Source organism: Microbulbifer maximicatervae (SeqCode) (genome assembly GCF_052467385.1).
The window spans coordinates 4,613,206-4,638,173 of sequence record NZ_CP174311.1 but is presented as its reverse complement, the minus strand read 5'-3'; the positions used below and the strand labels follow the sequence as shown (position 1 = coordinate 4,638,173).

At 50.2% G+C, this 24,968-nt stretch carries 20 protein-coding genes and 1 pseudogene; 8 read left to right on the top strand and 13 right to left on the bottom strand.

Features of this window, described 5'->3' with window-relative positions; genetic code table 11:
- Positions 1 to 2: 2 nt before the first annotated feature.
- Both ACJJIR_RS19895 and ACJJIR_RS19890 read left to right on the top strand, forming a co-directional pair.
- Positions 3 to 2,003, top strand: coding sequence for an acetyl/propionyl/methylcrotonyl-CoA carboxylase subunit alpha (locus tag ACJJIR_RS19895; protein WP_444906568.1), 2,001 nt, complete (start codon positions 3 to 5; stop codon positions 2,001 to 2,003).
- Positions 2,003 to 2,902 carry a hydroxymethylglutaryl-CoA lyase gene (locus tag ACJJIR_RS19890; protein WP_444906567.1) on the top strand — a complete coding sequence of 300 codons (900 nt, stop codon included), beginning with the start codon at positions 2,003 to 2,005 and terminating at the stop codon, positions 2,900 to 2,902. Before ACJJIR_RS19895 ends, ACJJIR_RS19890 begins: the two co-directional genes overlap by 1 nt.
- 281 nt (positions 2,903 to 3,183) lie before the next feature.
- Here ACJJIR_RS19890 and ACJJIR_RS19885 read toward each other — a convergent pair whose 3' ends face one another.
- From ACJJIR_RS19885 to ACJJIR_RS19875, 3 genes are all read right to left on the bottom strand, one after another.
- Positions 3,184 to 5,334, bottom strand: a complete 2,151-nt coding sequence (locus ACJJIR_RS19885) for a hypothetical protein (RefSeq protein ID WP_444906566.1) — start codon at positions 5,332 to 5,334, stop codon at positions 3,184 to 3,186.
- A gap of 596 nt (positions 5,335 to 5,930) precedes the next feature.
- Positions 5,931 to 7,838, bottom strand: a complete 1,908-nt coding sequence (locus ACJJIR_RS19880; protein WP_444906565.1) for a multicopper oxidase family protein — start codon at positions 7,836 to 7,838, stop codon at positions 5,931 to 5,933.
- Positions 7,839 to 7,952: 114 nt separating this feature from the next.
- The gene (locus tag ACJJIR_RS19875; RefSeq protein WP_444906564.1) at positions 7,953 to 8,870 is read right to left on the bottom strand and encodes an SDR family NAD(P)-dependent oxidoreductase; all 918 of its coding nucleotides are present in this window, start codon (positions 8,868 to 8,870) and stop codon (positions 7,953 to 7,955) included.
- 209 nt (positions 8,871 to 9,079) lie between these two features.
- On the opposite strand from ACJJIR_RS19875, the gene ACJJIR_RS19870 reads away from it, so the two are divergent.
- The 3 genes from ACJJIR_RS19870 (at position 9,080) to ACJJIR_RS19860 (ending at position 10,807) form a co-directional block, all read left to right on the top strand.
- A complete protein-coding gene (locus ACJJIR_RS19870) occupies positions 9,080 to 9,511 on the top strand; it encodes a DUF4345 domain-containing protein (RefSeq protein WP_444906563.1) in 432 nt (143 codons plus the stop codon).
- 58 nt (positions 9,512 to 9,569) lie between these two features.
- On the top strand, positions 9,570 to 9,872 hold the full coding sequence (locus ACJJIR_RS19865; protein WP_444906562.1) for a DUF1330 domain-containing protein: 303 nt from the start codon (positions 9,570 to 9,572) through the stop codon (positions 9,870 to 9,872).
- Between the two features lie 80 nt (positions 9,873 to 9,952).
- On the top strand, positions 9,953 to 10,807 hold the full coding sequence (locus tag ACJJIR_RS19860) for an AraC family transcriptional regulator (protein ID WP_444892647.1): 855 nt from the start codon (positions 9,953 to 9,955) through the stop codon (positions 10,805 to 10,807).
- Positions 10,808 to 10,834: 27 nt separating this feature from the next.
- Here ACJJIR_RS19860 and ACJJIR_RS19855 read toward each other — a convergent pair whose 3' ends face one another.
- The 3 genes from ACJJIR_RS19855 to ACJJIR_RS19845 form a co-directional block, all read right to left on the bottom strand.
- On the bottom strand, positions 10,835 to 11,434 hold the full coding sequence (locus tag ACJJIR_RS19855) for a DUF1287 domain-containing protein (RefSeq protein ID WP_444892648.1): 600 nt from the start codon (positions 11,432 to 11,434) through the stop codon (positions 10,835 to 10,837).
- 47 nt (positions 11,435 to 11,481) lie between these two features.
- Positions 11,482 to 12,420 (bottom strand): NADP-dependent oxidoreductase, encoded by a 939-nt coding sequence (locus ACJJIR_RS19850; protein WP_444906561.1) that lies wholly within the window; start codon positions 12,418 to 12,420, stop codon positions 11,482 to 11,484.
- Between the two features lie 135 nt (positions 12,421 to 12,555).
- Entirely contained in the window at positions 12,556 to 12,942 is a 387-nt protein-coding gene (locus ACJJIR_RS19845) for a hypothetical protein (protein WP_282934530.1), read from the bottom strand.
- 680 nt (positions 12,943 to 13,622) lie between these two features.
- On the opposite strand from ACJJIR_RS19845, the gene ACJJIR_RS19840 reads away from it, so the two are divergent.
- Positions 13,623 to 14,867 (top strand): DUF945 family protein, encoded by a 1,245-nt coding sequence (locus ACJJIR_RS19840; RefSeq protein WP_444906560.1) that lies wholly within the window; start codon positions 13,623 to 13,625, stop codon positions 14,865 to 14,867.
- A gap of 71 nt (positions 14,868 to 14,938) precedes the next feature.
- Here the strand turns inward: ACJJIR_RS19840 and ppc are convergent.
- The 5 genes and pseudogenes from ppc to alaE form a co-directional block, all read right to left on the bottom strand.
- Positions 14,939 to 17,654: pseudogene (ppc, locus tag ACJJIR_RS19835) on the bottom strand (phosphoenolpyruvate carboxylase).
- Positions 17,655 to 17,885: 231 nt separating this feature from the next.
- Positions 17,886 to 18,239 carry a DUF4870 family protein gene (locus ACJJIR_RS19830; protein WP_444906559.1) on the bottom strand — a complete coding sequence of 118 codons (354 nt, stop codon included), beginning with the start codon at positions 18,237 to 18,239 and terminating at the stop codon, positions 17,886 to 17,888.
- A 168-nt stretch (positions 18,240 to 18,407) separates the two neighbouring features.
- Positions 18,408 to 19,781 carry a response regulator gene (locus tag ACJJIR_RS19825; RefSeq protein ID WP_444906558.1) on the bottom strand — a complete coding sequence of 458 codons (1,374 nt, stop codon included), beginning with the start codon at positions 19,779 to 19,781 and terminating at the stop codon, positions 18,408 to 18,410.
- 374 nt (positions 19,782 to 20,155) lie between these two features.
- Positions 20,156 to 20,857 (bottom strand): aspartate/glutamate racemase family protein, encoded by a 702-nt coding sequence (locus ACJJIR_RS19820; RefSeq protein ID WP_444906557.1) that lies wholly within the window; start codon positions 20,855 to 20,857, stop codon positions 20,156 to 20,158.
- 40 nt (positions 20,858 to 20,897) lie between these two features.
- Positions 20,898 to 21,395, bottom strand: a complete 498-nt coding sequence (gene alaE / locus ACJJIR_RS19815) for an L-alanine exporter AlaE (protein WP_413664185.1) — start codon at positions 21,393 to 21,395, stop codon at positions 20,898 to 20,900.
- A 242-nt stretch (positions 21,396 to 21,637) separates the two neighbouring features.
- Here alaE and ACJJIR_RS19810 point away from each other — a divergent pair, with 242 nt between their 5' ends.
- Positions 21,638 to 22,183, top strand: coding sequence for a PadR family transcriptional regulator (locus tag ACJJIR_RS19810; RefSeq protein WP_444906556.1), 546 nt, complete (start codon positions 21,638 to 21,640; stop codon positions 22,181 to 22,183).
- 96 nt (positions 22,184 to 22,279) lie between these two features.
- A complete protein-coding gene (locus ACJJIR_RS19805; protein ID WP_444906555.1) occupies positions 22,280 to 22,768 on the top strand; it encodes a DUF1203 domain-containing protein in 489 nt (162 codons plus the stop codon).
- Between the two features lie 135 nt (positions 22,769 to 22,903).
- On the opposite strand, the gene ACJJIR_RS19800 is transcribed toward ACJJIR_RS19805, so the two are convergent.
- A complete protein-coding gene (locus tag ACJJIR_RS19800; RefSeq protein ID WP_444906554.1) occupies positions 22,904 to 24,049 on the bottom strand; it encodes a beta-ketoacyl-ACP synthase III in 1,146 nt (381 codons plus the stop codon).
- A 159-nt stretch (positions 24,050 to 24,208) separates the two neighbouring features.
- Positions 24,209 to 24,901, bottom strand: coding sequence for a ComFC family protein (locus ACJJIR_RS19795; protein ID WP_444906553.1), 693 nt, complete (start codon positions 24,899 to 24,901; stop codon positions 24,209 to 24,211).
- Between the last annotated feature and the right edge of the window lie 67 nt (positions 24,902 to 24,968).

Sequence of the window (24,968 nt, the reverse complement as noted above, 5' to 3'; positions counted from 1 at the left end):
TTATGATTCGCAAACTGTTAATAGCTAATCGCGGCGAAATTGCCTGTCGCATTATCAAGACCGCGCGCCGCCTGGGGGTGGCCACTGTCGCCGTTTATTCCGATGCGGATGCCGACGCTCTGCATGTGCAGATGGCGGACGAAGCGGTGCACCTGGGTCCGGCCCCGGCCAGGGATTCGTATCTGGATATCCACAAAGTATTGGGTGCTGCCAAGCAGACTGGTGCCGATGCCATCCATCCGGGTTATGGCTTCCTGTCGGAAAACGCGGAGTTTTGCCGCGCCTGCGATAGCAACGGCATTATTTTTGTCGGCCCACCCACCGGCGCGATTGAGGCGATGGGCTCCAAGTCCGCAGCCAAGCGTATTATGGAAGAAGCCAATGTGCCCCTGGTGCCCGGTTACCATGGCACCAATCAAAATGAAGAGCTGTTGGAAGGCCATGCCAATCGCATCGGATATCCGGTATTGCTGAAAGCTGCTGCCGGCGGCGGTGGTAAGGGCATGCGCCGTGTCGACAGTGCCGATGAATTCCACGAAGCTCTGGCCGCTGCCAAGCGTGAGGCCATGAATGCCTTTGGCGACGACATTATGTTGCTAGAGCGCTATGTGGTGAGTCCCCGCCATGTGGAAATCCAGGTGTTCTGTGATCAGCAGGGCAATGGCGTCTACCTGTTTGAACGGGATTGCTCGGTGCAGCGCCGCCACCAAAAAGTAGTGGAAGAAGCTCCCGCACCGGGTATGACTCCGGAGTTGCGCGCCCGCATGGGTGAAGCGGCCCTGCGCGCGGCCCACGCGATTGGTTACGTGGGGGCCGGCACGGTGGAATTTCTGCTGGATGCCAGCGGTGCCTTCTACTTTATGGAAATGAATACCCGCCTGCAGGTGGAGCACCCGGTGACGGAAATGATCACCGACCAGGACCTGGTGGCCTGGCAGCTGTCAGTTGCCGCTGGCGATACCCTGCCCATGAGCCAGGATGAGCTGCAGATCAACGGCCACGCCATGGAAGTGCGCATCTACGCCGAAGACCCGGACAATGATTTCCTGCCGGCAACGGGTGTGTTGGTGCGCCACCAGCCCCCGGCGGAAGGCGAGGGTGTGCGAGTGGATACCGGTGTGCAGACCGGCGATGAAATCAGCGTGCATTACGACCCGATGATCGCCAAATTAATCTGCCACGGCCGCACCCGCAAAGAAGCCCTGGCCAAATTGGATCGCGCACTGCGTGATTATCAAATTGCCGGTGTGCGCCACAATATCGAATTCCTGCGCCGAGTGATCAATCACCAGGCATTTGCCAGCGGTTGTATTTCGACCCACTTTATCGAGGACTACGAGGCGGAAGTACTGCACCAGGAGCAGACACTGACGCGGCTGAAATGTGCTGCTATTGCCGGTTATTTGCAGCAGCGCGAAGAGCGCGATCTGCGCAATAGCGCACCTCAGCGGGATCCTTTCTCTCCTTGGCACAATGGTGATAACTGGCGCAATGCTCTGGCTGGCAGTCGCACCCAGACCGTGGACTACCGTGGCCAGCACGCTCAAATTCGCTTTGTTGCGGAAGGCGATAGCCTGCGCTGGACTTGCGATGCTTTGCCTGAGGAACAAAACAGCGGTGAGATTCGCCTTCTGCCGGGACGCGACTTGATGCTGGTGGATGGCCGTCGCATGAGTTTCTCTGCCGTGGATACCCGCGATGGCGGTGCCGTATTTATCGATGGCACCCAGGTGGAATTCAAGCTGTTGCCACCGGATATGGGCGAGAGCAATGACCAGGCCCACGGCCTCGATGCCCCCATGAACGGCACCATAATTTCGCTGCTGGTTGAGGCCGGCTCTACGGTGGAAAAAGACCAGCCGCTACTGGTAATGGAAGCCATGAAAATGGAACACACCCTGCGGGCTCCAGCCGCTGGCACCGTGCAGCAGTTCTTCTGTGCCGAAGGTGAACTAGTGGATGGCGGTAGTCTGCTGGTGGATTTTGCCGGGGAGGAGCAATAATGACTTTGCCCAAACAGGTCAAAATCGTCGAAGTGGGCCCCCGCGATGGGCTGCAAAATGAAAAGCAGCCTATCTCTGTGGAGACCCGTATCGCTCTGGTGGACAAGCTCAGTGCCAGTGGGCTGTCGGTTATTGAAGCCGGCAGTTTTGTCAGCCCCAAGTGGGTACCGCAAATGGCCGCCAGCGAGGAAGTGCTGGCGGGTATCCAGCGCAAAGACGGTGTTATCTACAGCGCGCTCACGCCAAACTTAAAAGGTTATGAGCGCGCAGTGGAAGCCAAAGCAAATGAGGTCGCCGTATTCGGCGCGGCCTCAGAAGCCTTCACCCAGAAAAATATTAATTGCAGTATTGCTGAGAGTCTTGAGCGCTTCCGTCCACTGGTGGAAAAAGCGAAGCAAGACGGTATACCCGTGCGCGGATACGTATCCTGCGTACTTGGTTGCCCCTATGAAGGTGATATTGATCCGGCCAAAGTGGCAGAAGTTAGTGCCGCTCTACTGGAAATGGGCTGCTACGAAATTTCCCTCGGCGACACCATCGGTGTCGGCACCCCGGAATCCGCCAAGCGTATGCTGGAGCAGGTAATGACCCGCGTGCCTGTGGAAAAACTTGCGGTGCATTTCCACGATACCTACGGCCAGGCCTTGGCCAATATCTACGCGGCCTTACAAATGGGTGTCGCAGTAGTAGATTCCGCCGTAGCCGGCCTGGGCGGCTGCCCCTATGCCCGTGGCGCTTCCGGTAATGTTGCCAGTGAGGATGTACTCTATATGCTCAATGGCATGGGTATTGAAACCGGCGTGGATTTACAGTTGCTGGCAGAGGCTGGGAACTTTATTTCTGAACAGCTGGGGCGGGAGACTAACTCCCGTGTGGCTAAGGCTTTGGTGCCCTGCTGAGTGCGGTTTTGATTTATTCACATCAGGACTATATATGGTCCTGATGTGAATTCCTGCATTTAGTTTTGAATTACCTTAATCAATCACTTAGAAAAGAACTGCCAGTTGAAGATAGTATCTAGTACTTCTTTTCTGGCAAGAGATTAAGTAATGACAGAACACTGAGGATAACCGGCTGAAATACTGGACGCCAGTTACATAATAAGTATCAAGTTCTATCATTGATAATTACAGTTTATCGTTTCTATACTCTTCATGAGCTTTTTGCCACTAGTGGGAAATCAATAGACTAAGATCAGAGGCCGCCCTCTATCTTCCTGGTTTAGTTTATATGCATCTGTAAATATCGACTCATTATGTTGGCTAATAATGGAGTTTATAATCTTAAACTCATCGACATTTTTAGATTTTATATAAGATGATTGAGTAAAACTATTGCCCTCCCGCGAAAAGAGATAGAGTGCACCAGCATCAAGTTTATAGTAATTGTGATTTTGATTCCCTGAAAATGCACTGCTATAGCTATCCTCACCGGGAGCACTCACAAGCAATTTTGAACCATCGTAATTCAGGCTTACACTGCTTCCAAATTTATCATATTCATCGGGATTGGATGCTCGTAAAAGCCCAGCTTGTGAAGCCGTCTCTCCATCAAAATGGTATACATATGTTGCTCCGGCGCTTTGATACCGGCTGCTCTCTTCCTTAGAGCCAATGGCGATATACTTCCCGTTGCCACTTATAGTTAGGTATTCTCCAAAATGCTCATACTCACGGGCTCTAGTTGGTTTTAAATATGCTCTTTGCAACCATTCTATTCCGTCGTATTTAAAGATATACGCAGCTCCTGAGCTATTTTCTGAATTGTTGCTCTCATCACCGTTTACCCCACCTGATGCGCTGTCTTCTCCTATTGCACCAATCAGCAGGATGTTACCAGATGAGTCAAACTCTAAGCTTTCACCAAATTGATCCAGCGAGTCACTCTTTTTAGCCCAAATCTTAGTAGACTGCCCCCAAGCTTTGCTCACTAGTTCAAAAATATAAACATTACCTGTTGCACTTTCATGCCCTTCAGAAAAAGGAGAGCCGACGGCAATTCGGGTTCCAGTATCATTGATTGAAACTGATCTACCAAAATACCTTCTTTCATTACTTGGTGGTGCTATATCGGGCTTAAGATATGCGACCTGTGACCAGATTGAATGCTCCCTCTCGAATATATATACTGCTCCTACGCTTGAACCTGAATCGTCACTGCTGTCGCCATTGATGCCTGTTGATAAGCTATTTTCACCAGGAGCTCCAACAACTAACCTAGAACCATTTGCACTAAGGTCGATGGAGTAACCAAAGTGATCATAATTACCTGGGTGAGTTGGCTTTATATATGCTTCTTGTAACCATTCTCCGTCTTTAAGAGAAAAGATATACACGGCTCCGGCTTGCGAAAAAGATTCATCACTACTATCACTGTTGATACCTGCAGCAGAACTACTCTCGGTGCATGGGCTAATTGCCAAGGTTGAGTGATCTGAGCTTATTTGCATGTCACAAAGGTAGCCATCTACAGGGTCATAATTCTCTGGATATATTTCTCCAATACCATTAGCTAATAAGTCTCTTACGTATACGGTATTACTACTTTCACAAACCTGCCCAAAACAAATTTCTAAGAAATATGAGGCGTTAACACGTGCGAAGAGAGGAACAATATGCTTGTAGTTTTGTGTTCCCTGAGTAATATCTTCGCCAACTTGAACAAACCCTGTTTGTCCATCTACATTTTCATGTAATTTATAGTGAGAGGCGCCAGGAGTATCGACCCAAGTGAAATATAATGATTTCGTTGGCTCAACAGATACATCTAAAGTTGTTCCTCGTTTAAATGTGGCTGAGACTTCACAATTTTTTATTAATTGACCTGTCTTATAAATATTGCCATCTAGTGTACCGGAGCAGCCGCTAACTTGGTCAATTACATATCCAGAGTCTGGGATTAGGTGTAGTGATATAGATCCTTTACCGATCAGAGAATCAGATTGAAACTTTCCTCCAGGCCCTGCGACGGTCGTCACCCTAAAAAACTCTTGTTTAAAAATAACAGAGATCTCACAATCGTCGGCGATAACACTTGTGGTATAAGTTGTTCCAACCAAGTTCCCACCACAGCCAGCTGCAGACTCGATTACATATCCTTCATCTAATGTAATATTGAATTGAGCATTGCGGCCTGGCCCCACTTTTACAGACTTCGGCTCAATGTCCCCTCCATCGCCAAGGCTCGTGGTTATGTTATATTCCGTAGTGGTTTGATTTGTTGTGTCGTTACTTCCAGATCCCCCGCCGCCGCTACATGCGGATAGTGCTAATGCAATGCAGAAAATTCCGCTGCTAAATATGCTCCTTGAAGGTTTCTTGCAACCTTTCATTTAACTTCCCTCATGTACAAATCGAAAATACTAAACTTTACAAAATCTGCCAGGTATGATTTTTTCTTTTTCAAAAGAACCCTTCCTCAAGGCTATTAAACAACAGGCAGGTCATTTTTGGCCAAAGGTGACAGGGTGGCTTATCTGTGGTTGTTACTAGCATACTTTATGTGACGGTATTTTCGTTGTAGTCGCAAAATTATGAAACCCCCACGGTTATTAAATTTTGCCGATTAGGTAAATAAAAGTGATCATCAGGTTATTCGATTTTCCGTATCGCCTGCATGTACAAAGGTATGCCCCGGTGTTGGGCTTTGCTGTGGCTAGCTTTACTATCTCTTCACATTTAGGTTGTTGTAATCTATTAACGTGAAATTTGTGGCCGGTTCAAACTTGGTATAGATATATCGCTGTATTGCTTATGCAGTAGAGCCTTAAGCTATCCAGATTTTGTCTATGATCAATATCCGAGCAACCTTCTCTAGATGTTCTTCTAATAAAGATTAAGTCTTTAGAAGAACCCAATTAGCATGGCAAGGAGCTCCTCTGTTACGTAGTTTATATTTCGAGATAGTGTCCTTCGTTCGTGAAGAAGATTAATCGTTGGCAGAATGTTTTGGTGCCAACACCCTAAACGGCCTCATCATATCGTAATCCTCATGGGAGAGTAGATGGCAGTGCCATACATAAAGGCCTTCGCGGTCGAAGCGGGCTATTACCCGTGTTACTTGGCCAGGAAGGGCGATGACCGTATCTTTGGGGCCGCTTTCTTCTGGTTGTGGTGGAAGGGGTTTTCCCTGTAGAGATTCTATTTCCAGGCGTGCACCCTGAAATATCTTATCTGTATGCATAAATTTCTGCTGCTTGGCAATAAGTTTTCCTTTAAAAGGCTGGCGATCCAGTACCTGGAATTCCACCAGATGAATATGGATTGGATGAGCCGATACTGTAGGGTTGTATATTTCCCAGATCTCAACGGCGTTGTGTTGGATTATTTCTGTAGTAGGATCTTCAAAAAATAGGGAGCCCTCCTTTACTGGACCTAACATGAGCAGATTGCGGCCATAGGGGTCATCCAACCGATAGGTGGCAAGTTGTCGTGTGCGACTGGCTTGGTTAAGCCTATTAAGTGGGGTGCGCAAGGGAGTATTTAGGCTGAGTTTTAAATCTCCAGTGGTATTTTTAATCTCTGATTTCTGTTTATTAGAAGGGGGGGGGATCGGTGCTGAAGCAATATGAAATTGTAGAATCTGGCCTGTAGTATTTGGATCGGTAGCTGGTGTGATGCCGCCGCGTCCATCGCTTAATACGCGTTTACCTCCCGGGTTGTAGACAAGTGGAATCGAACTCTTTGGGTCATTGGCCTCTACAAAGCCTTTAAAAGGGACATCCGGTCCAAAGTTTCGCAGTGTTAGTTCACGCCCTTCATAACCGCTGAAATCTACTAAAACATCTGCTCGCTCTGCGGGTGCCAATATCAACTCGTTCAATTTTACAGGGTAATCGAGAAATCCGCCGTCACCGCCGACTTGTACAAAGGGTGTATTTTCGTCGATCCTGAGTATCAGTGTGCGGGTATCGGATGCGTTGAGTAATCGCAATCGATAGACGTGTGGAGTGACACTGACTTTGGGCCAGGTCATACCGTTTACCAGAATAAAATTGCCAAAAATTTCGTCGAGATGGGACGGATTGGGCCAATTGGCCTTAACCACCTCATGGGAAACCGGTGATGGAAGCTGGTCCCTCCAGCCAGGAAAATACAGCTGCCCATCGGAGCTAAACAAGCTGTCTGTAATAGCGGCTACAAAAGTGCGCTCTTCTGCAGGGAGCAGCTTCTCCTGTATCAGATGGTCTTCATTGTCATCGCCAACCAGGTAAAAACCGAATAGACCTGCGTAAACATTAAGGCGCGTCATGCCCAGGGTGTGGTCGTGATACCAGATAGTGGCGGCATCCTGGGAGTTGTCGTATTCGTAAATCCTTTTCTCAAATAATGGTCCCGTCTCATGATAATTGCGGGTGTACCAAGCGAGGGGATTGCCGTCACTTTTCCACTCTGTATGCCCGCCGTGAAGGTGGATAACCATAGGTACAGCTTTTGGATCTTTTACGTCGGCGAGGTGAATGGATCGATCCACAGGAAATAGATGTGGACCCGGTAGCTCATTGGCCCAGTGTACAAATACCGGTTGGCCTTCTCGGGCGCGAATAGTAGGGCCAGGAGAGTGGATGCGACCTGCATATTCAAAACCCCAGGCTTTTGTCATTAAACGTTTGCCTTCCTTATCCCGTAGCCCCATCCAAACTTCAGTGGGGCGGGCGGGTAGTTTAATCGGGGCTGAGCCCTGAGGGCGGATTTCTGCGGGTATTGGCAGTTCATTGACGAACTTATCCACAGTTGCTGGATCCAGCAGCCGCAGGGGAGTTGCTTTAGCTACATCTTCAGCAGCAGTCAGGGCAAGGGGAATTAACAACAGCAGGGAAAAGATTACCCGAAACATTGGCTGTTTTTAGCAGTAAGTATTTAACAGTCAAGTATAGGTAAACAAGCGGTATCGGTGGCGTTAACTTGGGGGCAGGGAAGGGTGTACAGGGCCCTTCCCTGATGCGACCCTTCAATAGATAAAGCGATTGATCGCCGTTTTGGCATTGTCTTGATAGGTAGGATTGTCCAGGTCCGGGAAAAGCTTCCGCTGTTCACCAAGAGGTCCAGTCAATCCGCGTTCACTGCCGTAAAAAATACCTGTGCGGAAGGATCTTGTATCCAGTAGGGCATCGATATAGCGCTTGGCGCCTATTTCTACTTTGTGGACTTTGCCAAGTAGCAGCATAATCTGCATCATGCCTTTCATCATATATTGCTTGAATAACGACAGTGTATTGAAGCCCTCTGTGCCTACCGTAGCCCCGGGACTCATGGTTACGAAGCGGATATGGGGGAATTCCCGCGCCATGGAAGACATCCATAGGGCGCCCATATACTTTATCGGACCATAGGGTACCGTAGCGTCTTTGGTACTGGCATAGAGCTTTCCTTCACAGATCTGCATAAATTCCTCCACAGAGGCGCTTTTCAGGTCTGGTCGCTTCATACCCATCTCTTCTACGCCGCGAGCGGCCTCGGAGCCGGCATAGATAGCAGTCTGGGTTAATTTATTGGCTTTCAGTAACTCGTTAGTCAGTAGAGCATGCCCAAGCAGGTTGACGGCGAAAATTTGTGTGACTCCTTCGGGGGTCTTGTTGTAAAACTCTTTCCCCCCGGTACCGCCAGCATTCATAACCAGCGCATCAACTGGGGAGTCCAGGTTGTTAACTGCCTCTTTCACGGATTGTTGATCCGCGACATCGATCAGCAATACTTCGAAGATATTCCTGCCTGTTTCCGACACCAGCTCGGCCTGGGCTTCCTTGGCTTTGTGCAGATTGCGGCAGCCGAGATAGATCTTGTTAATCTGCTGGTATTCCGCCAGTTGCTTGGCGCATTCCCTGCCTAAGCCTGCATTCGCTCCGGTAATCAAAACACTCTTAATCATCTTTCTGTCTCTGTGGATATTGGGAACTGGTGCCCGGATATGGATATACCCGGCTGTTGGAGAGAAAGATAAGCGGTTAAGCGCCTCGTCTTTTGACATTTCTTGCCGTCTTAGTGGGATACCAAGACCGCAAGAAATATCAAAAATAGGGCCTTACTGGCCAATATGATTAGGTCATCACTCCAAATACGGCAAACTAAGGTGACACTATGAATCAGGCGAGTTCTATAGAAAGAAAAATTTTCCAATTGTTAGTGGTAGCGCTAGCGGTGATCTGTTTTGTACCCGGTGGTATCAGTGCATTTGGAGGGCTGAATGGCAGTGCTGCTCTGAGTGGTGGTGCTATGATTTTTGGCCCGGATAGCCCCTTGAGAGGATTTGGGGATAATCAATATCGATTTGCCTTTGGTGTTTTCTTTGCCCAGGGGGTGGTTCTACTGTATTTCCTGAGCAATATCGAAAAACATAAAGCATTGTTTTACTTCGTGGCTTTATCCCTCTTTATTGGCGGTCTGGGCCGCTTAAGCAATATTCTGGAATTTGGATTGGTGGATGATCAGGTCTTACCCCCTACGATTATTGAGCTTGCGATAGTTCCACTTCTGGTTTTTTGGCATAGGCGAGTAGCCTCTCAAGGTTAGTCATTAGAAGCTATTAGTTAAGCAACTAAAAGTTATTTACGCTTAAGAGGTTATTGCTTTGTTACCAGTATTTTTACATATAGAGTCTTCACCAAACCTGAAAGAATCGCAGGCATTTGATCAGTATATAGGTCTGGCACCGCAATTAATGCAACAGTATGGAGGAGTGCCTATTGCCTCTTATGATGTGGAAGAGGTCTTGGACGGAGGTCGGTCACCAAAGGCATTTGTTGTGGTATCTTTTCCGGATCGGGAGGCGATCTATGCATTCTTTAATGATCCAGCCTACCAGGCAATTATTCCTTTGAGGCACAAGGCATTTACCCATTTACGCTTTTTTATCACTAGTGAGCGAATTTGATTTAAAGGCAAGCTAATGCGGGAAGGTGTTGCTCGAAAATCTCACCGTCCCAACGTAAACAGGCAGTAAAGGAGCCTCTCATGCAGCGATTTTTTAAAAGTATCAACTTCGTAGAGCAGCATCTATACGACAAAATTTCTGTTCATGAAATTGCCGCGGCCTCTCATTACTCAACCTATCACTTCAGTCGTATTTTTAAAGCATTAGTGGGGGACTCACCGAAAGAGTACTTGCGTAAGCGCCGATTGACCGTCGCCGCAAAGAGGTTGTTGAGTGAAGATATTGGTATTCTTGAGCTTGCCATGGAGTGCCAATTTGATTCCCAAGAAGCCTTCACTCGCGCGTTTAAAGCTTTATTTAATGTAACCCCGGCGCAGTATCGAAAGCAGCAGGATCCTTTTCGGTTGTTGTATAAGGATCAATTTAGCCCTCATATGCTGCACTTTTTGCAAAATGAGCTATCCATGGAGCCACAAATTATTTCTCGGCCTGCGATGCAATTGGTGGGGGTAGCGCAGGAATATGATCATGAAAATCTCAGCTTGCCAAAGCTCTGGTCTGCATTTCGGCCCTACAGGGATAAAATCCCCAATCGTATCAGCGATGAATCTTTTGGTATTTATGAGTGTTATGAGGAAGCGGGTGATGAAATTCAGTTTAAGTATGTCTGCTGTGCGCCGGTTGCCGACCTGACTCAGGTACCCGAGGGTATGGTGGCGCGGGAACTACCGGAGCAGCTATATGCAAAATTTGTTCACCGTGGATCTATTACCACCCTGGAACAGACATTGAAGTATATTTGGGGAAGCTGGTTGCCAAAGTCCAATTACGACTATATTGAGAGGCCAGACTTTGAGCTGTACCCACCCAGATATCAGGTTGCCAGCCCGACAGCGGAAATGTTTCTCCATATCCCGGTCAAAGAAAGGCCGTAATCGCTTGGAAATAGCGTAGTTTTTTCGCTACTCAATCTTTTCGGTTGCCTGGCCGGCGTTGTATCGGTAATGCCCGGTAATTTTAAAGGAAAACAACATATCTTCCAGCACGGGTCCAGCCCCGATATTGTGTGCGACCAAGTACCGGTTGGTTTTTTGAGAGCGTTTCGCAGTCACAATACCGATATGCGGTAAATTACCGGGCAGCATCCAGGTAACGATGTCCCCCGGTAGATAATCCTCTGCCTTGTCACTTATTGAGAGTGATTGCCCTTTGCGAGTAAAAAAAGCCTGTAGATTGGGTACTCGCCGGTGATCAATATTTTTATCTGGCCTGGAAAGTCCCCATATGCGTTTAGACGGGTAGGCTTGAAAATGGCCCGATATATCCTCGTGAACTTCTTTTTGCAAATCGATCCCCAGCTTCCTATATGATCGAATCACTACGTCGGTACAAACACCGGTATCAGCCGGCACATCTCCATTTGGATAGGGGATAGACACATAAGCAGGATCGTAGCGTACCTTATGATAGGTTCGCTCCAGAGCAGCTTCGGCCAAAGTTATATTTTGTGCATAACTGGCGGCAGAAATCAGGGTACCCAAAAATAGAAATATCCGTTTCACTAGGGCTCCAGTTTTTTTGAGTCTAGGCTGAAATCCTATACTATCGTTTATTTACCCTGCAACACATCAATAACTATTTTACCTTTGGCTCTTCCCTTATTTAGGTAGTCGAGTGCGGCTTGAGTTTCATGTATGGGGTAGACTCTATCAATAACCGGTTTCAAAAATCCTTTCTCAAGTAATGAAGCAAGTTCTGCGAGAGTAGTGCCACTTGGCCATGAATAGACTAGTTGGAGGCGCTGCCTCATCTTTTCAATTAAGGTATCTGACCCTTTAGCTTTGACGGAGACTGATACTAATAGACCATGTTTGTTAAGAACTTTGGCAGACCTTTCTAATACTTCTCCGCCTAAAGAGTCGAGTACAAGGTCATAATCCTTGAGTAATTCCTCAAATTTTTCGGTTTTATAATTGATAACAGTGTCGGCACCGAGTCGTTTGACTAATGTAAGGTTGGCATCACTGGTGGTTGTGGCTACGAAGGCGCCAATATATTTGGCTATTTGTATAGCGATAGTACCGACTCCGCCGGAGCCGGCGTGGATAAGAACTCTTTGCCCTTTCTGTAATTTTCCCACTTCAATGAGAAGTTGCCAGGCTGTTAAACCCACGAGAGGGAAAGCGGCACACTCATTGTTGGAAAGATTGCAGGGGCGGATAGCTGCGTCCATTGCTTTGATTGAAGTGTATTCGGCAATCGTACCCGCTTGATTTGTATCGGGGCGTGCAAATATCAGATCGCCAATTTTAAAATTTCTGACAGCGCTGCCAATTTCTACTACTTTCCCAGTAACATCGTACCCGACAATATGCGGCATTTTTACAGGCATTACGTTTTGTAAAGCCCCCGATGTTGCCCAGTTATCGAGGGGGTTGATACTGGCCGATTGTACCTTTACTAAAATACTATTTTTATCCGGTGAAGGTTTAGGCATCTCTGCAATTTCGATGGGGCTGCCATAAGACCTGATAATAGCGGCTTGCATATTTCACAGCTCTAAAATTAGAGGATTGATAGCTTTAGTGTGTTGAAAGACTTGCTAGTTTAGTAACTGTAAAAAAATAACGATTGAAAAAAGGGGCCCGAAGGCCCCTTGTAGCAGTAAATATAGCCACAATGGCTAGCGCAAGTTACTGATACAGCGGTTATATTCGCGAATATAAATCTTACCACCTACTGCAGGGTTAGCATTTGCCATATCTGCAGCGGCATTCATACAGCCTTCTACCTGGTCTCTAGTCAGACCCCAAGTTTGGGGGCGAGGTTGTGAGCCGCGGATATACATATCCCGGGGATTCTCATAACTACGAATAGAGGTGGGGGGCTGTACTCTGTAGAAATAACGGCCCTGCTCATTAAAGGCATAGAAAGTATTACCACTTTGATAATAAGTCTTGCCGAGAATTTGCACGGGTTCAGCGTTGGATGGGAGGCGCGTCATGCGGTCATCTGCATAACTGAAACCTGCGAGAGAACACAAGAGCACCATTGAAACAAGATATCGCATAACGTCTTCTCCTTCTCCTAGTTTGGCCACAAGTCTACTCAAACTGGGGGAGTGTCCCAACGTGCGGTAATGGAAGTTTCGGTTGTTGTAAAGGTATCTTTTAAGATCCGATCGAGATAACGGTTATGAATTCAATAATTATTTTTTACATGAATAGGTAAAAAACAAAAAATTTCCTAGATAGCGGTTTTCTTATAGTAATCAGGACCTTTATTTTGTTGAGGTATTTGTAAGAAAGCTAAATCGTGGAGATAAGAATCTGGGTTAGATTGAAATACAAGAAAAATAGATTGTTACCTACCATTTTAAATTGCTCTGATTAAGGGGAAGTTAAAGGGTGGTTTAAAAAATTACATTGTTGTTTAAAACTGTCAACGAGCCATAAAATTACTCAGGCGTGCCACAGGAGATCAAGAGACTTGTGAGCTGATCTCCAGCATAATGGTCAATTTCAATTTATGGCCGCTTACAAACCCCTCTTCTTAGGCTTGAGCAGAGCTTTTGAAATATAGATTTACTAATTTACAAGCCGAGATTCTGCTCTTTAGAAATGGGTCGTAGGTCCTTATGCCGTGGTTGATGAATGTTCAGCACTCGTACCAAGTAACGAGGCTCTTGTCGCACTAATAGCTGCATAATCTGATACCATCGGCGCAAACCCCTTCGCTAGATGATTTTTTATGAAACTACTGCGTTCACTTCTATTTATTGTGCTTGCCCTAATGGTGATATCTGCGCTGGCTGCGCCGGGTTTTATCGGCCCCAAAGTAGAGGAAATTTGGAAGCAGCAGTTGGGCCGCTTGCAGGGGGGGAATTCCACGGGTTACGAACGCGGATGGTTTGGTGCTGAAACCAATACTGAAGTGGCATTGCCGGATGGCACTACCCAGCTCAATACAGAGATCCATCATGGGCCGGTGTTGCTTACCTCTAAGGGGCCGCGCCTGGGTGTGGTTTATACCGAGACCCGGCTGGAGCTGGATCAACTACAGCCTGAATTGCGCGCTCAATTGGAGTCCATTTATGGCGCTTTACAGGTGAGTCCGGTAGTTCTGGAGACCCTGGTTACCGCCGACAACCGGGTGCTGAATACCCTCCGCTTAGACCCTTTCAAAAATACTGGCCCACTCGGGGAGCTGGAGTTTGACGGTGGGGAGATTGCCGTATCTACGGATTACAGCGGTGCTGTGCTGAACGGTGTCGTGGAGCTGGGAAGCTTGCGCCATATTCGCGAAGGTATCGAAGTACTGTTTACCGAGCCCCTTGAAGGCGAGTTTGAATATATGCCCGGCGAGGGCGGTAATGCGGAGCTGCGCTTGTCGTTGTTGAGGGCAGAATCAGATTCCGGGCCGGTTCAATTGCGCGATGTTACCCTGGACCTGACCTTGGAAGAATTGGCGGCACAGACCCTGAAAGTCATCAGTGACCTGAAGCTCCCCACCGTGGACTCGGCAACACCGATTACCTCTGTGCGCCAGCAGATGACTTTGCCGAGAATTAAGACTGCGGATCTGGGGCACTACCTGCGCGTATTGTTGCCGGCCCCTGAGCGGAATTGGGCCCGTGAAATGAGCCGCCCGCTGCGCCTGGAGCAACAGCTGGCGATTCAATCTCGCAATGGCCCGGTGTTAGTAGATGCTGATATCGATTGGCGGGGTATGCGCAAATCCTCCCGCCGAGGTGCCAGTGAGATCGATCAGTGGCTCAAACCGCTGGTAGGTAGTATGACCGTTAGCGCTGCAGAGCAGGCGCTCTTGCAGTCCCCCCTGGTAGGTCAGGCAATGCTTCTGCGAGATTATGGCCTGCTGATCGAAGACAAGGGTGAGCTGCAAATGTACCTCAAGGTCAATCGTGGCCAGTTGGAGGTGAATGGAGAGCAGTTGCCGGCAGACCTGATCGTGATGGCACTTACCGGCAGGTTCTGATTGCTTGGGGGCCTGCTGTTGTGAAAAAAGCAGGCCTCAAATCCCAGTATCATCACAGCTGCCGTGGTCTTTTAACCCGTATTGCGCATGCCCGCTGCAATCCCTGCGATAGTGACCATCAGCGCACTTTCCAGTACCGCATCACTTTCCCGTTCGCGCAAACGTGCCATCAGCTCGGCCTGCAATAGGTGCAAAGGGTCAGTGTAGGGATCGCGCACGCGGATGGACCAGCGCATTACGGGATTGTTATCCAACAAGCTCTCCCGCCCGGTAAGCTGTTTTAGGGCCTCTACGGTGTGAGCCAGTCGCTCTCTCAAACTGACACCCAGTTGGATTAGGTCTGCATCCTGGGTGAGTCGTTCTTCGTACCAGGAGGCAACGCGGGGATCGGCCTTGGCCAGTACCATTTCTAGCATATCCACAACGCCTTGGAAAAAGGGCCATTGGCGGCTCATATCCCGCAAGATATCAGTTTCATCTGCGTGCTTGAGGGCATTCTCCAAGGCGGCGCCAGTGCCCAGCCAGGCCGGTAACATCAGTCGTATCTGGGTCCAGGCAAACACCCACGGAATCGCCCGCAGTGATTCGACACCGCCACCGGGTTTACGCCTTGCCGGGCGACTGCCCAGGGCCAGGCGGCTCAGCTCGGTTTCCGGGGTGACAGTGCGCAAGTAAGCCACCAGGGCTGGGTCATCCTGCACGACTTCCCGATAGTTGCCGACGGAGACTTCCGTGAGCCGGTCCATCTCCGCGCGCCACTCCGAACGCGGCTCTGCCGGGGGCATCAGTGTCGCCTCCAGAGTTGCGGCGACATACTGCTCCAGGTTGTAGGCGGCTACAGAGGGACGGCCGTATTTGAAGCGAATCATTTCTCCCTGTTCGGTAACGCGAATACGTCCGGCTATTGATCCCGGTGGTTGCGACAGCAGGGCCATACGAGTAGGAGAGCCGCCCCGGGATATGGAGCCGCCACGGCCGTGAAACAGAGTTAGGGGGATACCGTGGTTGCGGAATATACCGGTAGAGAGCTTCCTGTGTGCGGTACTGGGCCCAGGCGGCGCCCAGGAAGCCGGCGTCCTTGGCGGAGTCCGAGTAGCCGATCATCACTTCCTGGCCATCGAGCACACGCTGCTTGTAGAGGGGGATATTCAGCAGGGTACTCATAGTGGTAGCTGCACCATCGAGATCGTCGAGGGTTTCAAACAGGGGAACCACTCGCATTGGCACCTGCACCCCGGCAATTTTTTGCAGCAGCATTACAGCGAGAACATCGGAAGGTGTGGTCGCCATTGAGATAACGTAGGCACCTAATCCCTCGGGACCCTGTTCGGCAATGACCTTGCAGGTCTGTAAGACTTCACTTACCTCTTCGTCACAGAAATCACTGCGGTAAAAGCTCTCGTCCACCAGTGGGCGGCGGCTGTCCAGCTCGGACACCAGGAACTCCTGTTTCTCCTCTTCACTCCAACTGCTGTAATTGCCCATACCCAGATAGCGGGTAATGGCATCCAGGGTGTCAGCGTGGCGGGTGGATTCCTGTCGTATATCCAAGCGCAATAAAGTGATGCCGAAGCAGTTGAGTCGCCTCAGGGTATCTTTAAGTTGGCCATCGGCGATGGCTGAGAGGCCCACATCGCGCAGGGAGCGGTCGATCAGGCGCAGCTCGTCGGCCAGCTGCTCGCTGCTGGTAAACGCGAGGCCGGAAGGCTCTGCACGTCGACCAATGCGGGCCTCCATTTTTTCCCGGGTTATTTTGAGACGGTCGCGAACCTGGCGCAGCACCAGGCGATAGGGCTCGTGGCTGGGGCCAGTGCGCTGTAAAAGTTCTTCGCTGGCGCGATGCATGGACAAGTCTGCGAGCAGGTTTTCCACATCGCGCAGATAGAGGTCGGCGGCCATCCAGCGGGCTAGGTGCAGAACTTCCCGGGTGACGCTGGCGGTGACATTGGGGTTGCCGTCCCGGTCTCCCCCCATCCAAGAGGCAAAGTGGATGGGAACCCAATCAACCGGTAATGGGGGCAGCTTGGCCAGGGCCAATTCACTGTCTATTTCCCGCATACTCCTCGGAACTGCCTGCCACAGGGATTGTTCGATGGTGGCAAAGCCCCACCTGGCTTCATCAACTGGGGTGGGCCTGGAGCGGCGGATCTCGTCGGTGCTCCAGGCGGAAAGGATCTGTTCTTGTAGGTGGCGACGTAAATCCTGGGATTCTTCAGGGGTCAGGTTGGGCCTGTCCAGTGTGTTGAGCAGGTCTGCAACTCGATCGTACTTGCGAATTAGGGTACGGCGTGTCACTTCGGTGGGATGAGCGGTTAGGACCAGTTCTACGGATAACTCTTTTAGTGTCCCGTGGATTTCCTCGGGAGACTTCCCCGCTTTGCTTAACTCTGCCAGTACCTGTCGCAGGCCGCGGTCTGTATCGGGATCTCCGGGAAAGCGCTGGTGCTGGCGGTGCAGTCTCTCGCGATGGCGCTGTTCGGCAATATTGGCCAGGTTTAGAAACTGGCTGAATGCCCGGGCAACTTCCAATAGGGTCGCATCATCCAGGGGGTCGAGTAGCTCTCGCAAGTGATCGGCCTGCATCGCCCCTTTGCTGCGGCTTTCAACGGCCGCCTGACGAATATTCTCAACGGTATCAAATAGTGGCTCGCCAACTTGGTTTCGCAATACTGCGCCGAGCTCGTCACCCAGCAGGCGTACATCTTCCCGCAAGGGGGCATTCTGGTCCTGGTTCACGAATCTATTTCTCCCTGTTAACAACGCGGTGAAAGTCAATCGGATAGGCATATTCGCACACTTTGCGCTGAAGCATGCAATGTTGCAGCTGCAACTTTTGGCGAATAAGGGCTTGAGAAAGAAAATGAGGAAAGGTCGATACAGCCTTATGGCTAGTCAATCTGCTTTTGTCTTTTTCGAGGTGTGAAAGTCGCTAATTTCAGTAAGGAAACCTTGGGTTCATTTCTTACTGAGAAGTAGATGGGTCCAAGATACTGGGCCCATCTAATAGAATATTTGCCATTAATAAGCTGGGCGCCGGTCAACAAGTGTCAGCCAGCCGCGAATAACCCGATAGATTACCCATACCCAGTTAATTGCCAGAATCAGGTAGCCCAGCCCCAGTACCCAAATGGTTAGGGAGCCAACAATGGTCCACAGCAGCCAAAACCAGAAGGTGCGAATCTGCCAGCGGAAATGGGACTCGGCCAGGGTGCCGCGAACATCGCTGCGCTTAAAGTAGTTGATTAATACCCCGATAAAAAATGGTACTGCGGTAAATAAGCTGATCGCCTGGATCAGGTAAACCATGATGGCCAGGTCGCGCCCGCTTTGTTCTCGGGCTTCCTGACTGCGTTCGGGATACTGCTCTGACATAACTTGTTCTCTCTACTATTCTCTCCAATATAGTGTGGTGCAAATAGTGCATTTCAACTTAGCTGCGCTGGGATGTGTTATTTGCGCGGTGGATTGCAGACGCCTTTTCCGCCCCATTATTTCCCAGTAAGAGTACTGTGGCTCGAAATCGGAGCACAGTAGGGTAGTCTATTTTAATGCCCACTCAGTGTGAACATTGCGCTCGCGCCAGGCCTTTAGCTGGCGCACAGATTCGCGCATAAGCTGTAACAGCTCTGTGCGCTGTTGGCGACAATGTTCTCTTTCACTATCGATAGAGAGGTTTGCGGCCAGGGTGCGCAAGCGAGAAGCTATTGTTTCGAGGCCGACCTCAATAGCTGAGCGAGCCAGTCTTTGTGCCTGCTGTTCTGCATCAAGCCAGTGGCGTCCAGTAATAGCGCTGGTTAATGACGTTATTTGTTTTGGCAGGGTGGCGGTGCGCTCGCTGAGTAATTCGGCAAACGTATGGTGGTCCAATGTATCCCGCAGGCGAAATAGGGTATTGGTATTAAGGAGTCGAGTGGGCTTTGCTCCCTGGGGGCCTGCAATGCCCTGGCTTCGGCGAACAGCCCAACTCAATAATTGCATCAGCTGTCGGTCGCCGATCGGGTGGGTCAATACCCCGGTAAAGCCTCTGGCCTGGTAGCGCTCCTTATCGCCAGAGCTGGCATTTTGTAAAAGGGCAAAAATAGGTAGTTCTGCACCTCTCTCCCTGCGGATTTCCCGCACTGCTTCAACACCATCCATCAACGGAAGATGGGTATCTGCCAAAATAAGATCGAAATTTTTTTGCAGTGCCGCGCTGCTCCCATCGATCCCATTGCACTCCCGTTGCACGTTATGGCCCATGGTCTCAAGGGTGGGCTGAAGGGAGTCATGCTTACTGTTTTCAACGAGTAATACAGAGAGCTGTTTGCCGGGTGCACGATGGCTTTCAGTGGGGAGTTTTAATTCTACTGTTTCAACATTACCGCACTGATGTAAGTTCTCCAGGGATTTAAGGGCGCTGTTTAATTGTCTTTTCCCGATTTCTACCAGGGCGCGCGTATTGTTGTCTTCGCTGCGAGCTAATAAATTCAAAGTGCCGAGAAGTGTATCCAGGGGATGCTGTAAATGGTGCCGGGTTATGGTGAGGAGATCAGATTTTTCCTGGCGCAATTGTTCAAGCTCACTAAGGGCATCAGCAAGTTGTTTTTCCTGTGCGACAAATTCGCTGTTACGACTGTGTACCTGTTGGAAAAGATTGCTATTTTCCTTGCTCAAATTTTTAAGCCGAGCATTGGTATCGAGGGTTAATTGGCGTAATTTAACTTGCCTATTTATTGCAAACGCACAAATTAGCAGTACAAGTACAGCGGGTATTCCCACCCAAAAGAGCGGGACCTGACTTTTTAGTGTGGTAATAACATCGGCCTGTGCAGTACTCGATAAAAATACCGAACCCGAGACCAATAGGCCGAGGCATATGGCACGCAAGAATACGTGACGAGAGGGAATTCCCCCAGACAAAGTGGTTTCTATCATCCTTGTAACCAACGTTATTTAAATTGGACTAAATCCTGCAGTCCAAAAAGGTTTTAATACGACTTGTTGTAATGGATACCCAGGCACATCGGAGATTTTTGATACTGCAATAAGCCCGCTTTTGGTACAAGAAAAATTTTCCTTCTGCTGTGGGGGGAGCAGAGGCGCTTCAGTGAACGTACCAATAGAGAAGTAGCCTGCCAGCCCCGTCTGTTCAGCCCTTGGATCGGGTAGCCGGGTTGTTGGCAGGGAGTTAATCCACAGATTGCATCTGATTACATAGAGGGATCTAGCAGCAATTTACTAGGTTGGATGGGTAGTTTAGCGACAGCTCCAGAACAAATTGCGCGGGAGCTGCCGTGAGGAAATAGTATTCAGGCAGCCTGGGGAATGCGCTCTTGCAGCAATTGCAACATACGCTCTGAGGGAAGGAAAAGGCGAATGCCATCGCAGTGTGCGAGCAATTCCCGATAAAAATAATCGAAATGGGTGCAGCCCAAAATCAGGATCTGTACGCCGCTTTTCACCAATGCCGCGACCAAGTCATCAAGGGCATGTTGGCGAACAATCATTTCTGCGGCGAGGCCGTCCTCGATATCTTCCACAATTTGCAAGTTGCCAATACCGATGACTTTGGCGGTTGTATTGCGCTCGAGTATTTCCCGCTCGATATTGGCGCAGCTCTGGCAGTTGGCGGCCAACAGTCCAAAGTTGCGATAGCGCTGGGTAAGCTCAGCGTAGACCTCGAGAGGGGATACCACCTCAATGGGGGAGGCAGCTTTTACCACCGTCATATCCACAGCACCGGAAAGAGAGTTGCAGTAGATCATGGCCGCTTCTGCACCGGCCTGGTACAGCTGCTCAATGGCTTCGATCAATTGTTGGGTAAGGGCGTCGCGCTCCAGCGCCTGCAATTGAGTCTGGGCCTGGGGAGACGAGGATAGGGACAGGCCCACGCCACGAAGTTGGCGCGCGGCGAGGAAGTCCAACCCGAAGCGGGTATCTGTGGGGGTGCCGGCGACCACGCCAACGGTCATGGAACTGTTTTCAATGGCGTTATCGGTCAACACAGTCATGTTCCTCTCTCGTAATGCCTAATCGAGTATCGGTGACCCCTCAGGCAGCGCGTTTGCTCCACAGGGGGACAAGCGTATTAATCCATACTCGGCGCACCCAGTCGAGATAAATTCCGTAGGGGCGGCCAAGAGCTCCCGCGATGAGCATAAAAGTAATACTGGCGGTGGCAATTTCGTCCCAGCTGGCCCCACCGAGGCGCATATTGGCCATATATAGCGGGAACTGGAAGCTGAGGAATACAAAGGTGTCTACCAGGTAGGCATTGATAAAGCCGCCACCCCCAAAACGGTTCACAATCCAGTTGCGATACATACTGAATGGGCGGGCGATAAGGGTATTGAATACCAGGGCCATCAGGCGAACTTTCAGGTGTTCGTTCCAACTCATACCCGCCAGAACCAGCTCGATGGGGATCGCTACAGCCCAAGAGAAGCTATTCATGGCGAAGATGTCCAGCATAAAGTCCCAGCGGCGCGCACCAGAAGCCTTTTCATCTGGGGCATCTGGACTGGATGGGGATAGTGCGGGCGCGGACATTGGGCAAACAACCTCGTAGACAGTGGTCGCCTAAACGACTTTGGCGACAAGCCGGCGATTATATCTCCAATTTGCATAAAAGCTAGCCTTACATCTCGACTGTTAGTTTCTGTCGATACATTTGTCCTATTTTTTAATGTTTTATTAATCTAATTATCTTGTTATGAAAACCCGGCAGCTGGTCATAAATGGCTGGCTCCGGTTAATATGCAACTCTTTGCATAAGATGAGTTGGAGTTTTCATGTCTCTGCGCTTTGCCGTTCTCACCTTGCTGGATATTGAGCCCGGCAGTGGATATGACCTTAAGCGGCGCTTTGAGCGCAGCGTCTCCCACTTCTGGAGTGCCAGCCATCAGCAGATGTATCGCGAGCTGCACAAGTTACATGAGGAGGGCCTGCTGGACTGTGAGGAGCAGGCCCAAGAAGGCAAGCCGGACAAGAAGGTCTATAGCCTCACGGATCTAGGCCGCGCCGAGCTGCGTGACTGGGTCATTCAGCCCAGTGCGCCGCAGAAGATTCGCGAGCCTTTTCTGGTGCGTATGTTCGCCGGTCACAACCTGAGCAAGGATGAAATGCGAGATGCTCTGGAGGGCCAACTGCGCCAACATCGCAGCTCTCTGGAAAGTTACCAGGAGCAAAATGAGCGCGTATTAAAGAGTGATACAGCGCTCCAGGAGCGCTACTGGTTGGCACATCAAACCCTGCTTTTGGGTATTGAGGCGGAAAAGACCTGGATCAGTTGGGCGGAAGGTCTGTTGAGTGAGCTTGAAGAGTCCGCAAAAAAATAACTGCTACTCACTTGGAATGACGCGCCCGAATCTGGCCAGCGATGCTGTTTGGTGTTCAGTAACCTCGCTCTTTTAGCAAGTGGGGTGACCTTAGCCATGACTTTTACCGTAACACCTATCCGCGAAGATTTTTTAGAAAAGGTTCGTCAAGCAGGTCTAGATGATCTAGGGCAGCCGGTACGGCAGCTGAGCGCCCAGGGCGGTGAGCCATGTCGTGATGTGCGGCGGCGCGCACGGCCCGGGGAGAAAATCCTCCTGGCCAGCTACTGCCCTTTCTCTTTTGCCGGTCCTTATCGGGAGTACGGGCCTGTATTTGTACTGGCGCAGCCACAGCCGGAACAAAACTTCAGAGTACAGAACAGCTTCCTCCCGCTAAATAATAATGCGGAAGATTATTTCAAGAATGGTGTGCCACTAGTGCTTCGCGCCTATAGCGCTGAAGAGCATATCGTGTCTGCGAAATTGGTGGGCCCTGAACAAATAAAAACAGAAGTGAGTGAATATTTTATGCAGGATCAGATTGATTTCGCTCTGCTGCGCTTCGCTGCTTATGGTTGCTATGCGCTGCGGCTGGATCGCGCATAGTTTTAATAGATATTTGTGAAGGCCAGGTCGCCGGTTAATAAAATCCTGGTGTCAGTGGTAGTGAGAACCACCGGTCTTTTTGGTGGTTGTTTCGGAGTTCAGTATTTATTCCCGAACTCCGAAAATATTTCAAAATTAAATGGAGATTTTTTCCAATACCAAGCTGCCAATAGAATAGCCTGCACCAAAGGAACAGATAATTCCCCGGTCACCGACCTGCAAGTCATCGCTGTGCAAATTAAATGCGATAACTGAGCCGGCACTTGCCGTGTTGGCGTAGCGGTCCAGAACGATGGGCGCGCGTTCAACGCTTGCATTGTCACCCATTAGCTTCTTGGCGATCAGGTTGTTCATATTGATATTGGCCTGATGGAGCCAGTAGCGGCGCACGCTGTGAGGATCGGTGTCTGTCTCTTGCAGGTGGGCCTCAATATGGGACGCCGCCATGGGGCAAACTTCTTTAAATACCTTTCGCCCATTCTGGCGGAACAACTTACCGGGGCCAAAAGGGTCCACATCGGCGGCGCGAGCGGTGTAGCCAAAGTTCGAACGGATATTGTTGGAGAAAACGGTTTTCGCTTTGGTGCCGAGAATTTCCCAGGCGCTTTCGACAGTACAGGTTTCTCTGCGCTCGATAATGCTGGCTACGGCTACATCGCCAAAGATAAAGTGGCTGTCTCGGTCGGTGTAATCCACTTGTGGTGAGGCCAGCTCGGCATTGATGACCAGTACAGTTTTGGCTGAGCCTGAGCAGATCGCATCCACCGCACGCTGAAGTGAGAAGGTGGCTGAGGAGCAGGCCACTTCCATATCAAAGGCAAAACCATCGATACCCAGTGCACCTTGGATTTCAATAGCAATAGCGGGGTAGGCGCGCTGCATATAGGAGGCACCGACAATGACCAAATCAATGTCAGACGCCTGCTTATCGGCTTTCTCCAGAGCTAGTCTGGCGGCCTTTAAGCCCATTTCGGCTTGTACACTCAGCTCGTCATCTGCGCGCTCGGGAATAAGGGGGCGCATGCGCTTCGGATCAAGGATGCCATCGCGGGTCACCACATAGCGGCTCTTGATGCCTGAGGCCTTCTCGATAAATTCTGCAGAAGAGAAAGGTTTTGCCGCGCACTCACCGGCCTCGATCTCTTGAGCATGCTCAAGATTGTACTGCTCGGCATGGGTGTTATAGGCATCTACCAACTCTTCATTGCTAATAGATTCCGGTGGGGTCCACAGGCCTGTGCCGCTGATGACAATGCCCCGTGGCAACTTGTATTCACTCATCGCTGAATTCCTGGCCCGCGACAACAGAAATGCGGGCAATTTAGTCGCTGTTAGAACCTTAGCAGTGCTGGCAGGTGAGGGACTGAGGCGCCAGAACGGCAAGGTAAGCTATTGTGACGTCGGGGTGACTATGGGTCTATTTGTAGTCGCGCCGAACAGTCATGGCGTTCTGGCCAAAACGAAGGCGCTGACCTGTTTTGCCCCGGCTGTGAGTAGCTGGCGAGTGATGATTTCTAGGGTCGCTCCCGTGGTTACAACATCGTCTACCAGGCCGATATGGGCACCCGATATTTCTCCGCGTACGGCAAAGCTGTCAGACAGGTTTTTCAGCCGTTGGTTGCGGCTGAGTTGAGACTGGGTTTTGGTGGAAGTTGTTTTGCGCAGTAGTTGCAGATCTACTGGCAGGCACCAGTTTTGCCCCAGACCACTGGCAATAAGTTGAGCCTGGTTGTAACCGCGTTGCCAATAGCGACGCCAGTGCAGAGGAACCGGGGTAAGTATGTCAGGCATATCCTCTGGAAGCCCCAATTGGCGGGCTGCTAGCTGTATAAGGCTGTGTCCGGCGGCCAGGTCCCGGTGGTATTTGAAATGTTGGATTAAGTGGTTGATCGGGTAAGCGTATTGCCAGGCAGCACTGATCTTCTTTAAGGCGGGTGGCCTCTGTAAACAGGCCGCGCAAATATTATCTTTTGCCGCCGCCAAGGGTAGGGCGCAGTAGCGGCAGCCGCGGCCTAGCGCCGGTAGTTCCTGGGTGCAGGCAGAACAGATTCCAACCTCTCCCGATACTCCGCCGCACAGCAGGCAGCGGGCCAGACTTTGGGCAAGTTTTCTACTGAAAAGCTTGTAAACCATATCGTCTCTTCCGAGTTGACAGCGGTTTGGCCGTGGCTAAACTGGCCAGTCTGGTGGATTGAACGGC

What these genes read in the sequence shown, in the direction of transcription:
- ACJJIR_RS19895 (WP_444906568.1), top strand. Translation starts at nt 3, where the DNA reads ATGATTCGCAAACTGTTAATAGCTAATCGCGGCGAAATTGCCTGTCGC.
- ACJJIR_RS19890 (WP_444906567.1), top strand. Translation starts at nt 2,003, where the DNA reads ATGACTTTGCCCAAACAGGTCAAAATCGTCGAAGTGGGCCCCCGCGAT.
- ACJJIR_RS19885 (WP_444906566.1), bottom strand. Translation starts at nt 5,334, where the DNA reads ATGAAAGGTTGCAAGAAACCTTCAAGGAGCATATTTAGCAGCGGAATT.
- ACJJIR_RS19880 (WP_444906565.1), bottom strand. Translation starts at nt 7,838, where the DNA reads ATGTTTCGGGTAATCTTTTCCCTGCTGTTGTTAATTCCCCTTGCCCTG.
- ACJJIR_RS19875 (WP_444906564.1), bottom strand. Translation starts at nt 8,870, where the DNA reads ATGATTAAGAGTGTTTTGATTACCGGAGCGAATGCAGGCTTAGGCAGG.
- ACJJIR_RS19870 (WP_444906563.1), top strand. Translation starts at nt 9,080, where the DNA reads ATGAATCAGGCGAGTTCTATAGAAAGAAAAATTTTCCAATTGTTAGTG.
- ACJJIR_RS19860 (WP_444892647.1), top strand. Translation starts at nt 9,953, where the DNA reads ATGCAGCGATTTTTTAAAAGTATCAACTTCGTAGAGCAGCATCTATAC.
- ACJJIR_RS19850 (WP_444906561.1), bottom strand. Translation starts at nt 12,420, where the DNA reads ATGCAAGCCGCTATTATCAGGTCTTATGGCAGCCCCATCGAAATTGCA.
- ACJJIR_RS19845 (WP_282934530.1), bottom strand. Translation starts at nt 12,942, where the DNA reads ATGCGATATCTTGTTTCAATGGTGCTCTTGTGTTCTCTCGCAGGTTTC.
- ACJJIR_RS19840 (WP_444906560.1), top strand. Translation starts at nt 13,623, where the DNA reads ATGAAACTACTGCGTTCACTTCTATTTATTGTGCTTGCCCTAATGGTG.
- ACJJIR_RS19830 (WP_444906559.1), bottom strand. Translation starts at nt 18,239, where the DNA reads ATGTCAGAGCAGTATCCCGAACGCAGTCAGGAAGCCCGAGAACAAAGC.
- ACJJIR_RS19825 (WP_444906558.1), bottom strand. Translation starts at nt 19,781, where the DNA reads ATGATAGAAACCACTTTGTCTGGGGGAATTCCCTCTCGTCACGTATTC.
- ACJJIR_RS19820 (WP_444906557.1), bottom strand. Translation starts at nt 20,857, where the DNA reads ATGACTGTGTTGACCGATAACGCCATTGAAAACAGTTCCATGACCGTT.
- alaE (WP_413664185.1), bottom strand. Translation starts at nt 21,395, where the DNA reads ATGTCCGCGCCCGCACTATCCCCATCCAGTCCAGATGCCCCAGATGAA.
- ACJJIR_RS19810 (WP_444906556.1), top strand. Translation starts at nt 21,638, where the DNA reads ATGTCTCTGCGCTTTGCCGTTCTCACCTTGCTGGATATTGAGCCCGGC.
- ACJJIR_RS19805 (WP_444906555.1), top strand. Translation starts at nt 22,280, where the DNA reads ATGACTTTTACCGTAACACCTATCCGCGAAGATTTTTTAGAAAAGGTT.
- ACJJIR_RS19800 (WP_444906554.1), bottom strand. Translation starts at nt 24,049, where the DNA reads ATGAGTGAATACAAGTTGCCACGGGGCATTGTCATCAGCGGCACAGGC.
- ACJJIR_RS19795 (WP_444906553.1), bottom strand. Translation starts at nt 24,901, where the DNA reads ATGGTTTACAAGCTTTTCAGTAGAAAACTTGCCCAAAGTCTGGCCCGC.